11 protein-coding genes, 3 tRNA genes and 1 pseudogene are annotated in these 14,570 nt (G+C 33.7%); 6 read left to right on the top strand and 9 right to left on the bottom strand.

What is annotated here, in order from left to right; all coding sequences use genetic code 11:
- Window positions 1-1,492: histidine ammonia-lyase (hutH, locus tag L6Q46_RS06810; protein ID WP_291283681.1), on the top strand; the 1,492-nt coding region annotated here is incomplete at its 5' end.
- Between the two features lie 49 nt (window positions 1,493-1,541).
- Here the strand turns inward: hutH and L6Q46_RS06805 are convergent.
- From L6Q46_RS06805 to L6Q46_RS06780, 6 genes are all read right to left on the bottom strand, one after another.
- The gene (locus tag L6Q46_RS06805) at window positions 1,542-1,904 is read right to left on the bottom strand and encodes a DUF1304 domain-containing protein (RefSeq protein WP_291283680.1); all 363 of its coding nucleotides are present in this window, start codon (window positions 1,902-1,904) and stop codon (window positions 1,542-1,544) included.
- A 2-nt stretch (window positions 1,905-1,906) separates the two neighbouring features.
- Window positions 1,907-2,488 carry a TMEM175 family protein gene (locus L6Q46_RS06800; RefSeq protein ID WP_291283679.1) on the bottom strand — a complete coding sequence of 194 codons (582 nt, stop codon included), beginning with the start codon at window positions 2,486-2,488 and terminating at the stop codon, window positions 1,907-1,909.
- A gap of 1 nt (window position 2,489) precedes the next feature.
- Window positions 2,490-3,005, bottom strand: coding sequence for a YetF domain-containing protein (locus L6Q46_RS06795; RefSeq protein WP_111567196.1), 516 nt, complete (start codon window positions 3,003-3,005; stop codon window positions 2,490-2,492).
- Window positions 3,002-3,184: a hypothetical protein gene (locus L6Q46_RS06790; protein ID WP_291283678.1), complete on the bottom strand. Its 183-nt coding sequence runs from the start codon at window positions 3,182-3,184 to the stop codon at window positions 3,002-3,004. The genes L6Q46_RS06795 and L6Q46_RS06790 overlap by 4 nt, the downstream gene beginning before the upstream one ends.
- Window position 3,185: 1 nt before the next feature.
- Window positions 3,186-4,553 carry a 30S ribosomal protein S6--L-glutamate ligase gene (gene rimK / locus L6Q46_RS06785; protein WP_291283677.1) on the bottom strand — a complete coding sequence of 456 codons (1,368 nt, stop codon included), beginning with the start codon at window positions 4,551-4,553 and terminating at the stop codon, window positions 3,186-3,188.
- Between the two features lie 76 nt (window positions 4,554-4,629).
- Window positions 4,630-7,179 (bottom strand): ATP-dependent Clp protease ATP-binding subunit, encoded by a 2,550-nt coding sequence (locus L6Q46_RS06780; protein WP_291283676.1) that lies wholly within the window; start codon window positions 7,177-7,179, stop codon window positions 4,630-4,632.
- A gap of 254 nt (window positions 7,180-7,433) precedes the next feature.
- Between L6Q46_RS06780 and gyrA the strand changes: the two genes are divergently transcribed.
- Window positions 7,434-9,989 (top strand): DNA gyrase subunit A, encoded by a 2,556-nt coding sequence (gene gyrA, locus L6Q46_RS06775; RefSeq protein ID WP_291283675.1) that lies wholly within the window; start codon window positions 7,434-7,436, stop codon window positions 9,987-9,989.
- A gap of 55 nt (window positions 9,990-10,044) precedes the next feature.
- The gene (locus L6Q46_RS06770; protein WP_291283674.1) at window positions 10,045-11,151 is read left to right on the top strand and encodes a tetratricopeptide repeat protein; all 1,107 of its coding nucleotides are present in this window, start codon (window positions 10,045-10,047) and stop codon (window positions 11,149-11,151) included.
- Between the two features lie 29 nt (window positions 11,152-11,180).
- Here L6Q46_RS06770 and L6Q46_RS06765 read toward each other — a convergent pair whose 3' ends face one another.
- Entirely contained in the window at window positions 11,181-11,942 is a 762-nt protein-coding gene (locus L6Q46_RS06765) for a C40 family peptidase (protein ID WP_291283673.1), read from the bottom strand.
- Between the two features lie 87 nt (window positions 11,943-12,029).
- Window positions 12,030-13,208 carry an acetyl-CoA C-acyltransferase gene (locus tag L6Q46_RS06760; RefSeq protein WP_291283672.1) on the bottom strand — a complete coding sequence of 393 codons (1,179 nt, stop codon included), beginning with the start codon at window positions 13,206-13,208 and terminating at the stop codon, window positions 12,030-12,032.
- A 269-nt stretch (window positions 13,209-13,477) separates the two neighbouring features.
- Here L6Q46_RS06760 and L6Q46_RS06755 point away from each other — a divergent pair.
- The 3 genes from L6Q46_RS06755 to L6Q46_RS06745 all read left to right on the top strand — a co-directional run bounded on the left by L6Q46_RS06755 (window position 13,478) and on the right by L6Q46_RS06745 (window position 13,737).
- Window positions 13,478-13,561: transfer RNA gene (locus tag L6Q46_RS06755), tRNA-Ser, on the top strand.
- A 15-nt stretch (window positions 13,562-13,576) separates the two neighbouring features.
- Window positions 13,577-13,651, top strand: a tRNA-Pro gene (locus L6Q46_RS06750).
- Window positions 13,652-13,663: 12 nt separating this feature from the next.
- A tRNA-Arg gene (locus L6Q46_RS06745) sits at window positions 13,664-13,737 on the top strand.
- A gap of 354 nt (window positions 13,738-14,091) precedes the next feature.
- On the opposite strand, the pseudogene L6Q46_RS06740 reads toward L6Q46_RS06745, so the two are convergent.
- Window positions 14,092-14,570, bottom strand: a pseudogene (locus L6Q46_RS06740) (hypothetical protein); the annotation flags it as partial.

Genomic DNA, 14,570 nt, shown 5'->3' with positions numbered 1-14,570 from the left:
ACATTATATAAGTTCAGATTTATTGTCGATTGACATGATTAACGAAATTGTTTTTCAAGGAAAACAGTTGGCCTTATCAGAGGAAGCTATCGTAAACATTGAGAAATGTAGAAAATACTTAGATGATAAAATGAAATCAAACTCTGATCCAATTTACGGAATTAACACTGGATTTGGTTCGTTGTGTAATGTGAAGATTTCGAATGAAAATTTATCAAAACTTCAAGAGAATTTAGTAAAATCGCACGCTTGCGGAACAGGTGAGGAAGTACCTCATGAAATCGTAAAGATCATGCTGTTATTGAAAATCCAATCGTTAAGCTACGGACATTCGGGTGTTCAGTTGGTAACGGTGCAACGTTTGATTGATTTTTATAATAATGATGTTTTTCCGGTAATTTATACACAAGGTTCGTTAGGTGCTTCGGGAGATTTAGCTCCGTTAGCGCATTTATCATTACCATTATTAGGAGAAGGAGAGGTTTATTTAGATGGTTTCAGACAACCAGCTTCAAAAGTATTAGCAAAATTTGGTTGGGAACCAATCGTTTTACAATCAAAAGAAGGTTTAGCATTGTTGAATGGAACGCAATTCATGAGCGCTTACGGAGTTTACTGTTTGATTAAAGCTGAGAAAATTTCCTATTTAGCTGATGTAATCGGAGCAGTTTCATTAGAAGGTTTTGATGGAAGAATAGAACCATTTACTGATTTGATTCACTTGGTTCGCCCACATAAAGGTCAAGTACAAACCGCTGAAAGAATGCGTGATTTGTTAGAAGATAGTGAAATTATTGCGCAACCAAAAGTACATGTGCAAGACCCATATTCATTTAGATGTATTCCTCAAGTGCATGGCGCTTCGAAAGATACGATTGATTATGTGAAGAAAGTGTTCCGCACTGAAATCAACTCGGTTACTGATAATCCAAATATTTTCGTTGGAGAAGATTTAATTATTTCGGGAGGAAATTTCCACGGACAGCCTTTAGCTTTAGCTTTAGATTTCTTAGGAATTGCGTTGTCAGAATTAGGAAGTATTTCGGAAAGAAGAACCTATCAATTGATTTCGGGATTAAGAAATTTACCAGCGTTTTTGGTAAACGATCCAGGGTTGAATTCAGGCTTCATGATTCCACAATATACTGCGGCAAGTATCGCAAGTCAAAACAAACAATTAGCAACACCATCAAGTATTGATAGTATTGTTTCTTCAAACGGACAAGAAGATCACGTGAGTATGGGAGCTAACGCAGCTACTAAAACCTTACGTATTGTTGAAAACGTAGAACGTATTTTGGCTATCGAATTATTGAACGGTTCGCAAGCTTTAGAATTCAGAAGACCATTACAATCAAGTGAGTTTATTGAAAGTTTCGTAAAATCGTACAGAGAAGAAGTTCCGTTTGTATCTGAAGATAGAATTTTACATTACGATATAGAAAAATCAGTTTCGTTTTTGAATAGTTTTCAAATTGAAATGGAAGATTAATACAAAGTATATAAAAATTAAAAAGCTCAAGATTTTCTTGAGCTTTTTTTTATAAAAATATAATGGTTATAATAGCTATAATAGCAGGTAAAGCTTGCACATAAAATATTTTCTTAGATGCAGAATAGGCTCCAAATATTCCCGCAACACTAACACAACAAAGAAAAAAGATAGCAATATTTCTGCTCCAATTTTCATCAGAAATAGATAAAGACCAAAGTAATCCTGCTGATAAAAATCCGTTATACAAACCTTGATTTGCGGCTAAAACTTTTGTCTTTTCGAATAAATCTTCAGGAATGGTTCTAAAAATTTTTTTAGCTTTTGTTGTCCAAGCAAACATTTCTAGCCATAAAAAATACAAGTGAAATAAGGCTATAATTACGATTAGTATTTTACTGATGATGTGCATAATTATTTAGTTTCGTTAAAAGTGCGTTCGATTCGTTTATCAGGAATTAACCAAATTAAAGCTACTAAAATATAAAGTGCTCCTGAAATTTCAACAGCATATTTGGTTAAGAAAACAGCAATCAAATATAAAACTACGGATGCTTTTCCTTTATAATCTTTTCCAATAGCTTTTGAAAGCGCTGAATCTTTTCCGTGGTCAATTAAAATTAATCGTTGTAGAATGAAGTAAGCGAAAGCGTTCATTAATAATACAATTCCATATAACATCATTGGAAAAGGAGCAAAGTGGTGTTCACCAATCCACGCTGTTGTAAAAGGAATTAAGGATAACCAAAACAGTAAATGTAAGTTTGCCCATAAAATTTTCCCATTTACATTTTTTAGTGAATGAATTAAATGATGGTGATTGTTCCAATAAATTCCAACATAAATAAAACTCAAAATATAGCTCAAAAACTTATGCGATAATTTAATAACGGCTTCAAAAGTAGTGTCATCTGGAACTTTAAATTCTAAAACCATGATGGTAATTATAATGGCTAAAACGCCGTCGCTAAAAGCTTCTAATCTGTTTTTATTCATATTAATTATTTAGTTCGCCTAATGTTTTGTGTGCTTTTCTTTTGTGATGCGTTTGTTTTAAATTCTCGTTTCCTGAAATAATACTAATGTTTCCATCGATTTCAAACATGGCTAATTTTACATCTTTGTAATATTCAATTCCGTGTTCGCGCATGGCTTCTTCAAGTTCTTCTGATGTAATTCCTAATCGAGCAAGAGTTTTGAATTCAGTTTTACCGTTATGAATTAAAATTTCTGGTTTGTCTTGAACCAATCCTTTAATAAATTTTGATTTCAACATTACTTTCTTAAAAATAAAATTGATTAAGAAAAGTGAAAAAGCAGCGATAATTCCGCCATACAACGAAGTATCAGCTCCAACCATCGCATTTTGTACCGAATTACTAATCAGTAAAATCAGAATAACATCAGCTGTATTAAGTTGTGAAAGTTCTTTTTTTCCAAATATTCGCAAAGCAATTATCATGAAAAAATAAACAGCAACACTTCTTAATGTGATGTCGATATACGGATTCATTTCGTATTTTTAAGTAAAACCACAATTAACGTGATGATTGCAATTGCTTCTGTAAGCATTCCAATTGTTAGCATAATATTAGCTACAGGCCAATGCATGAGTTTAAACAAAGCACCAATAATAGTAATTGCCATTCCTGAAAGGAATAAAACTAACGGAATTGTATATTGCTTTTTCATCTTATTTCCACTTAAAGTTTTTCTCAATCGCTTTAATCATTTCGCCTGCGATGTCTTTTTGAGTAGCACCTTCAATTCCTTCTAAGCCAGGAGAAGAATTCACTTCTAACAATAAAGGCCCTTTTGAAGAACGAATGATGTCAACTCCAGCCACTTTTAAGTTCATAGCTTTAGCAGCTTTAATGGCAATTTTCTTTTCTTCAGAAGTTATTTTTACCACAGAAGCAGTTCCTCCCATGTGAATGTTGGCTCTGAATTCTCCCGGAGCAGCTTCACGTTGCATTGCTGCTACTACTTTTCCGTCTACAACAAAGAGTCTTAAATCTTTACCGTTTGCTTCTTTGATAAATTCTTGTACTAAGATATTGGCATTTAAACTTTTAAAAGCATTGATTACCGATTCAGCAGCTTTTTTGGTTTCTGCCAAAACGACACCTTTTCCTTGTGTTCCTTCTAATAATTTTACGATTAAAGGAGAACCTCCAACCATTTTAATTAAATCGTCGGTATCTAAAGGTGAGTTTGCAAATCCAGTGGTTGGAATGTCAACTCCGTTGTTTAATAACAATTGTAATGAAAATAATTTGTCTCTAGATTGTGTAATAGCAGAAGCATTGTTCAAAGCAAATACTTTTAAAGCTTCAAACTGACGTGTTAAAGCACAGCCATAATATGTCATGCTTGGACGAATTCTAGGAATTACAGCATCAAAATCATTCAATACTTTTCCACCACGATAATGAATTTCGGGTTTGGTGGCGTCTAATTTCATGTAGCAGTATTTCAAATTTAAGAAATGCATTTCATGCCCTCTTAATTCGCCTGCTTCTAAAATACGTTTGTTGCTATATAATTCTGGATTACTGGCTAATAAACCAATTTTTAATCCTTTTTTTGTTTCACTACTTGCGTAATAGTATTCTTTTAGTTTTTCGGTTGTAGGTTGACCCAATAAATAACGTTTTTCAGGATCTACTAAAACACGTCCCGACATAGCTTCACGACCTAATAACATTCGGAAACCCATCGAATCACGATTGGTAAGTGTAACTTCGATTTCCCAAGTTTTACCACCAATTTCTAGTTTTGTTTTAATTACATAGCGTTGTTCTCTGAAGCCACTCGAACTTTTAACAACTCTTTTGTCAATTAATGGAGCTTCGCAATGTATAACTGCTTTAGCATTATTTTGGATAGGATTAATATCAAATTTAACCCAACTTTCACTGTCTTTTTCAAACGTAACAATATTGATTGCATGAAGCGCAGAAGTCTTTGCTCCTGAATCAACACGGGCTTTAATAGTTGGAATTCCTAAAGTAGGGAAGGAACACCATTCTTCGCTACCTACGATAACTTTGTCTTGCATAGATGAATTGTAATTTAGAACTAATGTAATATTTTTTTTAATACAATTGTAAATTCGATAAATAAAAAAAACCAAGCTATGAGCTTGGTTCTTCTAATTTTTTAATTTCTATTTTGAGTTCTTGAGCTGTCTCATCTAAATCCATGAAAATTTGGTCGCCTTCATGTATTTTGTGTGTGATGATTTCCTCGGCAAGTGCATCTTCAACATATTTTTGAATTGCTCTTTTTAAAGGTCGTGCACCAAATTGCTTATCGAAACCTTTTTCAGCAATATAATCTTTAGCAGCTTCAGAAAGTTTTAAAGTGTATCCTAAATCTTTAACTCTTAAATACAATTTGTCCATTTCGATATCGATAATTTTATCAATATCATGTTTTTCTAACGCATTGAAAACAATTACATCATCAATACGGTTTAAGAATTCTGGAGCAAAAGCTTTTTTCAGAGCATTTTCGATAATTCCTTTTGAATGTTCTTCAGTTTGTGCTTGTTTTGAAGCGGTTCCAAATCCAACACCTTGACCAAAATCTTTCAATTGACGCGCTCCAACGTTAGAAGTCATAATGATAATCGTATTTCTAAAATCGATTTTACGTCCTAAACTATCCGTTAAATGTCCGTCATCTAAAACTTGAAGCATCATATTGAAAACATCTGGATGTGCTTTTTCGATTTCGTCTAAAAGTACTACACAATATGGTTTTCTTCTTACTTTTTCTGTTAATTGACCGCCTTCTTCATATCCAACGTATCCTGGAGGTGCTCCAACTAATCTTGAAATCGCAAATTTTTCCATGTATTCACTCATATCAATACGAACCAACGCATCTTCAGAATCGAATAATTCTTTTGCAATAACTTTCGCTAATTGCGTTTTACCAACACCGGTTTGACCTAAGAAAATAAACGAACCAATAGGCTTGTTTGGATCTTTCAATCCAGCACGATTTCTTTGGATAGATTTTGCAATTTTTAATACTGCTTCGTCTTGTCCAATTACCTTACCTTTAATAAGTTCTGGTAGGTGAGCTAATTTATTACTTTCGGTTTGAGCAATACGATTTACAGGAATTCCAGTCATCATAGAAACCACATCGGCAACGTTATCTTCTGTAACCGTTACTTTGTTGTTTTTTGAATCTTCTTCCCATTGTTCTTGAGCAATTGCTAAGTCTTTTTCGATGCGTTTTTCATCATCACGAAGTTTGGCAGCTTCCTCGTATTTTTGTTTTTTAACTACAGTATTTTTCAGTTCGCGAACTTCTTCCAACTGACGTTCTAATTCCAAAATTTGTTTAGGAACATCAATATTAATAATGTGAACACGAGAACCCGCTTCGTCTAAAGCATCAATAGCTTTGTCTGGAAGGAATCGGTCGGTCATGTATCGATTTGTTAATTTCACACAAGCTTCGATTGCTTCTGGTGTATATAAAACGTTGTGATGGTCTTCGTATTTGGGTTTGATGTTATTTAAAATGGTAATCGTTTCTTCAACCGAAGTCGGTTCTACAATAACTTTTTGAAAACGTCTTTCTAAAGCGCCATCTTTCTCAATATACTGACGGTATTCGTCTAATGTTGTAGCACCTACACATTGAATTTCCCCTCTTGCTAAAGCAGGTTTAAACATGTTAGAAGCATCAAGCGAACCTGTTGCACCTCCAGCACCTACAATAGTGTGAATTTCATCAATGAATAAAATGATATCGTCGTTTTTCTCTAATTCATTCATTACCGCTTTCATTCGTTCTTCGAATTGACCGCGGTATTTTGTTCCGGCTACTAAACTTGCTAAATCAAGTGTAACCACTCGTTTGTTGAATAAATTACGAGATACTTTCTTTTTAATAATTCGTAAAGCCAAACCTTCAGCAATTGCAGATTTTCCAACTCCAGGCTCACCAATTAATAGTGGGTTGTTTTTCTTTCTACGACTTAAGATTTGAGAAACACGTTCAATTTCTTTCTCGCGTCCTACTACAGGATCTAGTTTTCCTTCTTCAGCCATTTCGGTTAAGTCGCGACCGAAGTTGTCTAAAACTGGAGTTTTTGATTTTTTATTGGTTTTTCCACCTGCTGGCGGATTGTTAAATGAGCTTTCTTTTAAACTGTCATCTTGTCCGGAATCGTCATTAAATGACTCTGCCTTTGGCAAGTTTTCTAAATAATCGTCTTCGTTTGTCATCATGGCTGTATACTGTTCTTTAACGGTTTCGTAATCAATTTTTAATTTGCCCATCAATTTGGTTGTTGGGTCGTTTTCATTGCGTAAAATACATAGCAATAGGTGAGCGGTACTTATTTCTGAATTATTAAAAAGTTTCGCTTCTAAAAATGTTGTTTTTAATGCGCGTTCCGCTTGGCGTGTAAGATGCAAGTTCTTCTTTTCAATATTTTGAATACCATTAGGATTTGCAGGGCTTAGAATCTCTACTTTTTTTCTTAAGTGAGATAAATCCACAGCTAAATTATTCAAGATATTAATTGCTTTTCCATTGCCATCTCGAAGTATTCCTAGCATTAAGTGTTCAGTACCAATAAAGTCGTGACCTAAACGTAAAGCTTCTTCTTTACTGTAGGTAATTACGTCTTTAACTCGTGGTGAAAAATTATCGTCCATAGCATTTGTAATATAAGTAAAAGTACAAAATTCTATAAGGAAATACAAAAATCATACCTTATAAAAGTACAGATAGGCTAAATGACAAAAAATATTTGAAAAATGAAAGAAAGTAGGATAGGATTTATAAGCAATTTGTAAACAAAATTGTTAATAAATAGTCGAAATAAGTGTTTTAAAATTTGTGTTAAAAGTTCAAAAAGCCGTATATTGGCACGTTTTAGTACTAATATATAATTTTAATATAAATACTTATGTCAGAAGGAGAAAAGTTAATTCCTATTAACATAGAGGAAGAAATGAAATCAGCTTACATCGATTATTCGATGTCTGTTATTGTGTCGCGTGCACTTCCTGATGTTAGAGATGGTTTAAAGCCTGTTCACCGAAGAGTACTTTATGGTATGTATGATTTGGGAGTTAACTCAAGATCTGCCCACAAAAAATCGGCGAGAATTGTCGGAGAGGTTTTAGGAAAGTATCACCCACATGGAGATTCCTCAGTTTACGACGCTATGGTACGTATGGCTCAGGAATGGAGTATGCGTTATTTATTGGTTGACGGTCAAGGTAACTTTGGTTCTGTCGATGGAGATAGCCCGGCAGCAATGCGTTATACGGAAGCCAGAATGAAAAAGATTTCGGAAGAAATGTTGGCTGATATCGATAAAGAAACAGTTGATTTTCAATTAAACTTTGACGATACATTACAAGAGCCAACAGTTATGCCAACTAAAATACCAACTTTGTTAGTAAACGGAGCTTCGGGTATTGCAGTAGGTATGGCTACAAATATGGCGCCTCACAACTTAACTGAGGTTGTTGATGGTACTTTGGCTTACATTGATAACAATGATATTGAAATTGATGAGTTAATAAATTATATCAAAGCTCCAGATTTCCCAACAGGAGGAATTATCTATGGTTACGAAGGAGTAAGAGAAGCATTCAAAACAGGTAGAGGTCGTATTGTAATGCGTGCTAAAGTTGGTTTTGAAGAAGTAAATGGAAAAGAAGCTATCATTGTAACTGAAATTCCTTATCAAGTGAATAAGGCAAATATGATTAAACATACTGCCGATTTAGTTAACGATAAGAAAATAGAAGGTATATCGAATATTCGTGATGAATCGGATAGAAATGGTATGCGTGTGGTGTATGAATTAAAACGTGATGCGGTTCCAAATGTAGTTTTAAATACATTATATAAATATACTCAATTACAAGCTTCGTTCAGTGTAAATAATATTGCATTGGTAAAAGGGCGTCCACAAATGTTGAATCTTAAAGATTTGATTTATCATTTTGTTGAACATCGTCATGATGTTGTAGTTCGTAGAGCGCAATTTGATTTAAGAAAAGCAGAAGAAAGAGCTCATATTTTAGAAGGTTTAATCATTGCTTCTGATAATATTGACGAAGTAATCAAAATCATTAGAGCTTCTAAAGATGGTGATGAAGCTAGAACTAAATTAATTGAACGTTTCAAATTATCTGAAATTCAGGCTCGTGCAATCGTAGAAATGCGTTTAAGACAATTAACAGGTCTTGAGCAAGATAAATTACGCGCTGAATACGAAGAAATCATGAAATTGATTGCATATTTGAAAGAATTATTGGCAAGCAAAGAAATGAGAATGCAAGTAATTAAAGACGAATTAGCGGAAATCAGAGATAAATATGGAGATGAGCGTCGTTCGCAAATCGAATATTCTGGTGGAGATGTTAGTATCGAAGATTTAATTGCTGATGAAAGTGTTGTAATTACGATTTCTCATGCTGGTTATATCAAACGTACATCTTTATCAGAATACAAAACACAAAATAGAGGAGGAGTTGGACAAAAATCGGCTGGAACTAGAGATCAAGATTTCTTAGAGCATTTATTTGTAGCAACAAACCATCAATATTTAATGTATTTCACGCAAAAAGGTAAATGTTACTGGATGCGTGTGTACGAAATTCCAGAAGGAACAAAAACAAGTAAAGGTCGTGCTATTCAAAACTTAATTAACATTGAAAGTGATGATAAAGTAAAAGCATTTATCTGTACGCAAGACTTAAAAGACCAAGATTACATCAATAGTCACTATGTGATTATGGCAACGAAACAAGGTCAAGTTAAGAAAACACCATTAGAGCAATATTCACGTCCACGTCAAAACGGAATCAACGCGATTACAATTAAAGAAGACGATGAATTAATCGAAGCAAAATTAACTACAGGAAACAGTCAAGTTTTATTAGCAGTTAAGTCTGGTAAATTAGTTCGTTTTGAAGAAGAGAAAACGCGTCCAATGGGAAGAACTGCTTCAGGAGTTAGAGGTATTACTTTAGCAGATGAAAAAGATGAAGTAATTGGAATGGTTTCTATCGATAAAGATCACGTTACAGAATCTCAAATCTTAGTAGTTACTGAAAATGGTTACGGAAAACGTACCAAATTAGTAGATGACGATGGAGAAGATGTATACAGAATCACGAATCGTGGTGGAAAAGGTGTGAAAACACTTAACATTACTGAAAAAACCGGAGCTTTAATTGCAATCAATAACGTTACCGATGCTGATGATTTAATGATTATCAACAAATCAGGATTAACGATTAGAATGATGGTTTCAGATTTACGAGTAATGGGAAGAGCAACGCAAGGTGTTCGACTAATCAATATCAAAGGAAACGATTCAATCGCTGCAGTAACTAAAGTACTTCGCGAAGATGAAGAAGTTGAATTAGACGAAAATGGAGATATTTCTGATGCTGAAACTGGCACAGATATTGATTCTAAAGAAGAAGAAACACAAGAATAAATAAGATAAGGCCCAAATTTATTTTGGGCTTTTGTTTAACCCAGATTTTAAAACAATGAGAAAATTAGTATTAAGCGCAACACTTTTATTGTCTGTTGCCTCATTTGCTCAAAAAGACGAGCTTAAAGTATTAAAAAAGATTTATGCTAAAGAAACTATTTCTGAAAAAGATTTGCAGGAATATAAAACAGCAAGTGATGCTTTACAAACTTTGGCTACTGAAGAATCAGATAAAGTATATGCAAAGTTTTACAAATCGATGTATCCAACAGTAGTTTTAGCTTCTAAAGGTGCAAAAGCAACTGTGCAAGATCAAATGAATTTGTATAAACCAGAGTTTATTAAAGAATATGGAGAAGTAATTAATGAAACTTTAGAATTCGAAAAAAAATCAGGTAAAAAGATTTATACTGATGAATTAATTCAAGAAAAAAAAGAATTTAAAGAAACTTTAAATTCTTTAGCAATGAATTTAAATAATTCTTCAAAGTTCAAAGAAGCATCATTGGTTTTTTATAGTTTATATCAATTTGACCCCAAAACTGAAGGAAAAGCTTTAAAAAATGCATCTATTTTAGCTGTTCAGAGTAAAGATTATTTATTTGCCCAAAAAATGTATGAAGAGTATTTAACAAGTGATTTTTTAATTAATGGTGTATCTTACTTTGGGGTTAATAAAGTAAATGGTGTTGAGGAAGAGTTTAATTCTAAGGAAGAGAGATCAAAATATATTTCATTAGGTTCTCATGAGAAACCTAAGGATATAAAAAATAGTACAAAAAAACAAGAGGTTTTAAAGGTTTTAGCGTTACTTTATATTCAAAATGGCGAAAATGAAAAGGCTAAAACAGTTTATGCTGAAGCTAGGAAATTAGCTCCAAATGATGAAGAATTAAGAAGAGGAGAATTTGATGCTTATTATAATTCAGGTTATGCATTATTGGCTGGAGATGAGAAATTAGTTACTGAAATTAATAATTCAATTTCTGATAAAAAGAAATATGACGAACTGGTAAAGAAAAGAAAAGAAATTTTTTCAAAAGCTTTACCAGATTTTGAAAAAGCATATTCAATTATTCCTACTGATACAAATACAAAGTTTATTTTAAAAACTACATATGAAATATTAGGCCAGCCTGAAAAAGCAAAAGCTATCAACTAAAAAAAAGTCCCGATTTAATCGGGACTTTTTTATATTACTTTTTTAATAACTCTTAGTTTGTGAGTGTGTCGATTGGTTTCTGCATTGTAAATTCCCAAATGATCTAATCTGTCAATTCGTACTTTTCCTGAAGCGTGAATGATGTAGTTGTTTTCCATCATAATTCCTACGTGAATGATATTACCTTCTTCGTTGTCAAAAAATGCTAAATCTCCTGGTTCACTTTCTTCAATAAAACTTAAAGCTTCTCCTTGTGTAGCTTGTTGCGAAGCGTCTCGTAAAAGTTTATGACCATTTAGTTTATACACCATTTGAGTAAATCCAGAACAATCAATTCCAAAAGGCGTTTTTCCTCCCCATAAATAAGGAGCATTCAAATACATGAAAGCCGTTTTAATTAAATCTGATTTTGGTTTTTCACCACAAACTTTAATACCTTCAAAGCTATATTTATTAGTATTAATTTCTTCAATATCTAAAAATGATAAAGAAGCGCCCAACGTAATTGAAGTTAATTGATTGTTTGGAGTGGTAATATATTCCACCAAATCAGCATTTAAAACAATTGGAGTATTGTTTAAAATTTGATATTGTTCTTCTGAAATAGCTTGATATTGCTTCGAGTCAATCCAACCGATGTAGTTATCATATGCCAATTCCACCTGCACCCATTTGGCAGTCATTTCTAAAATTTTAAAGTGTTCGCCAAAGAGCAATTGCGAAACTTGTTCGCTTCGGTCACTGGCTTCTGCTCTTACGGGTACTATGGCTAAAATACAAATTCCAAACATGTTGGTTCAAAATAAGAAATGATGAATTAAGAATTTAATTACAAATGTAACTAAAATTCAAAATTCACCATTAATAAAAGTTATAAATTATGCTCTTTCAATAACAATTGCCGAAGCACCACCACCACCATTACAGATAGCAGCCGCACCAATTTTAGCATTGTTTTGGTTTAAAACATTGATTAACGTAACGATAATTCTAGCTCCAGAACATCCAAGAGGGTGACCTAAAGAAACTGCTCCACCGTTTACATTAATTTTATCATTGTCTAATCCTAAGATTTGTGCATTTGCTAATCCAACTACAGCGAAAGCTTCGTTAAATTCGAAGAAATCAACATCAGCAACTGATAAACCAGCTTTGTCTAATGCTTTTGGTAATGCTTTTGCAGGTGAAGTTGTAAACCATTTTGGTTCTTGAGCCGCATCAGCGTATGATTTAATGTAAGCTAAAGGAGTTAATCCTAAAGATTGTGCTTTTTCTTCGCTCATTAAAACTAAAGCCGCAGCTCCGTCATTAATAGTGGAAGCGTTTGCAGCTGTTACTGTTCCTTCTTTTGTGAAAACCGCAGCTAATGAAGGAATTTTATCTAATTTCACATTCGTGAATTCTTCGTCTTTAGAAACTACAATAGCGTCACCTCTTCTTTGAGGAACTTCTACTGGAACAATTTCTGCATCAAACTTACCAGCTTCCCATGCAGCCGCAGAACGCTCATACGATTGAATTGCGAAGTTATCTTGCGCTTCTCTTGTAATGTTGTATTCAGTCGCACATAAATCGGCACAAACACCCATAGCATTGTTGTCGTATGCGTCAGTTAAACCGTCTTTCTGCATTCCGTCTACTAATGAAGTTGGTCCGAATTTCACGCCATTTCTTAAATGAACGTAATGTGGAATCAAACTCATGTTTTCCATACCACCAGCAACAACGATTTCAGCATCGCCAGCCATGATAGCTTGTGCACCTTGCATAACGGCTTTCATACCACTAGCACAAACTTTATTAACAGTAGTACAAGCTACACTTTCAGATAAACCAGCATATAATGCAGCTTGTCTAGCAGGAGCTTGGCCGTTTCCAGCTTGAACTACGTTACCCATTAATACTTCGTCAACTAATTTAGGGTCTAAATTGATTTTATTTAAAGCGCCTTTGATGGCAGCAGCACCTAATTTTGTAGCAGGTACACTAGATAAAGCTCCCATGAAACTTCCAATTGGAGTTCTTACGGCAGAAACGATAACTACTTTTTTATTCATGATAGAAAGGTTTTTTATTTGAATTGCGAATTTACTATTTTTATTCGAATTGAGGCAAGGTTTTTGTTGATATTCTAAGTTGAAATCTAATTTTATTTTGATATTACTAATTTGATTTCATTTTTATTGAAAAGCTATTGTATTGATTGTAAGCGTTTTTTTGGAAATTAGAAAAATATATTGAAAAAAACTCCCTAAAATGTTGTATAATTAAGAATGAAAATATACATTTGCAACCGCAAAAAAGATAAGTTCTTACAACAATAATAGGAGAGGTGCCGGAGTGGTAACGGAGCAGATTGCTAATCTGTCGACGGGTAACCGTCGCCAGGGTTCGAGTCCCTGTCTCTCCGCTTTTTTGTTTTTTGCGGGGTGTAGCGTAGCCCGGTTATCGCGCCTGCTTTGGGAGCAGGAGGCCGCAGGTTCGAATCCTGCCACCCCGACGATAATAAATAGGTTGCGTAGCTCAGCTGGATAGAGCAACTCACTTCTAATGAGTAGGTCCCAGGTTCGAATCCTGGCGCGATCACAAATATCCGTAATACATTGATTTAAAATGTATTGCGGATTTTTTGTTTAGATTCGAATCTCAAGGCTAGTAAGGGCTAGTCGCCAATTAATCAATTAGATAGGTTTTTTAAATATGTCAAGAAAATGTATTTTTTGATACTTTTTGACACGCAATTTGACACGTAGACTTTTTGCGTGTCAGAATATAATTTATCGAGGAGAGGGAAAATATTAATAAGGATTTGCGTCACGCAGGCTTTATGAAGTGGCGGTTTTCCACTCACGGAAAATCGCAAATGTACCGAATAATTTCTCAAATCATTCCGAAAAATCACCAAGCCCCGCCATTTTATAAAACCGCTGTTAGGTGTTGTTATTGATTATGTTGAATGTTGTCAAATTCTAAAAAAGACTTTAAGCTAGGAGGAAAGAAGTTGTTTTCGAAATTAGCTATTTCATTTAGACGATTCCAAATTCCTAAACTATCCTTGTTGTTTGATTCATATCCTAAAACTGCTTCTAGCTTTGGAGAGTTAAAATGAAGTTGATTTGTAATTGATTTATTTATCAATTTCCAATTTGTTGTTAAGGTTGCTTTTTCTGTTGGATTTCGAGGTATTTGGTTTCTAAATTGATAAATATTTGATGCTCTCAACCGTTCTTCATTTAAAAATACTGATAAGTCTTCAATAATATTTTCATCTAAATCCCAATCATTTATCATATAAAAATCTAACGAGAAATGTTTACATAGTTCAGCCATTATAAAAGCTGTTGATTTACCATGATGAACAGCAATGGAGATATTTTTAAAGTTTAAGTATGCTTTTGCATACTTATCGTTTCCAGATA

The organism is Flavobacterium sp. (assembly GCF_023151265.1).
Taxonomy (GTDB): domain Bacteria; phylum Bacteroidota; class Bacteroidia; order Flavobacteriales; family Flavobacteriaceae; genus Flavobacterium.
The sequence above is the reverse complement of the archived record's forward strand: the minus strand, read 5'-3'. Positions and strand labels throughout refer to the sequence as shown.

What these genes read in the sequence shown, in the direction of transcription:
- L6Q46_RS06765 (WP_291283673.1), bottom strand. Translation starts at nt 11,942, where the DNA reads ATGTTTGGAATTTGTATTTTAGCCATAGTACCCGTAAGAGCAGAAGCC.
- L6Q46_RS06760 (WP_291283672.1), bottom strand. Translation starts at nt 13,208, where the DNA reads ATGAATAAAAAAGTAGTTATCGTTTCTGCCGTAAGAACTCCAATTGGA.
- L6Q46_RS06770 (WP_291283674.1), top strand. Translation starts at nt 10,045, where the DNA reads ATGAGAAAATTAGTATTAAGCGCAACACTTTTATTGTCTGTTGCCTCA.
- L6Q46_RS06780 (WP_291283676.1), bottom strand. Translation starts at nt 7,179, where the DNA reads ATGGACGATAATTTTTCACCACGAGTTAAAGACGTAATTACCTACAGT.
- L6Q46_RS06790 (WP_291283678.1), bottom strand. Translation starts at nt 3,184, where the DNA reads ATGAAAAAGCAATATACAATTCCGTTAGTTTTATTCCTTTCAGGAATG.
- rimK (WP_291283677.1), bottom strand. Translation starts at nt 4,553, where the DNA reads ATGCAAGACAAAGTTATCGTAGGTAGCGAAGAATGGTGTTCCTTCCCT.
- L6Q46_RS06805 (WP_291283680.1), bottom strand. Translation starts at nt 1,904, where the DNA reads ATGCACATCATCAGTAAAATACTAATCGTAATTATAGCCTTATTTCAC.
- L6Q46_RS06795 (WP_111567196.1), bottom strand. Translation starts at nt 3,005, where the DNA reads ATGAATCCGTATATCGACATCACATTAAGAAGTGTTGCTGTTTATTTT.
- gyrA (WP_291283675.1), top strand. Translation starts at nt 7,434, where the DNA reads ATGTCAGAAGGAGAAAAGTTAATTCCTATTAACATAGAGGAAGAAATG.
- L6Q46_RS06800 (WP_291283679.1), bottom strand. Translation starts at nt 2,488, where the DNA reads ATGAATAAAAACAGATTAGAAGCTTTTAGCGACGGCGTTTTAGCCATT.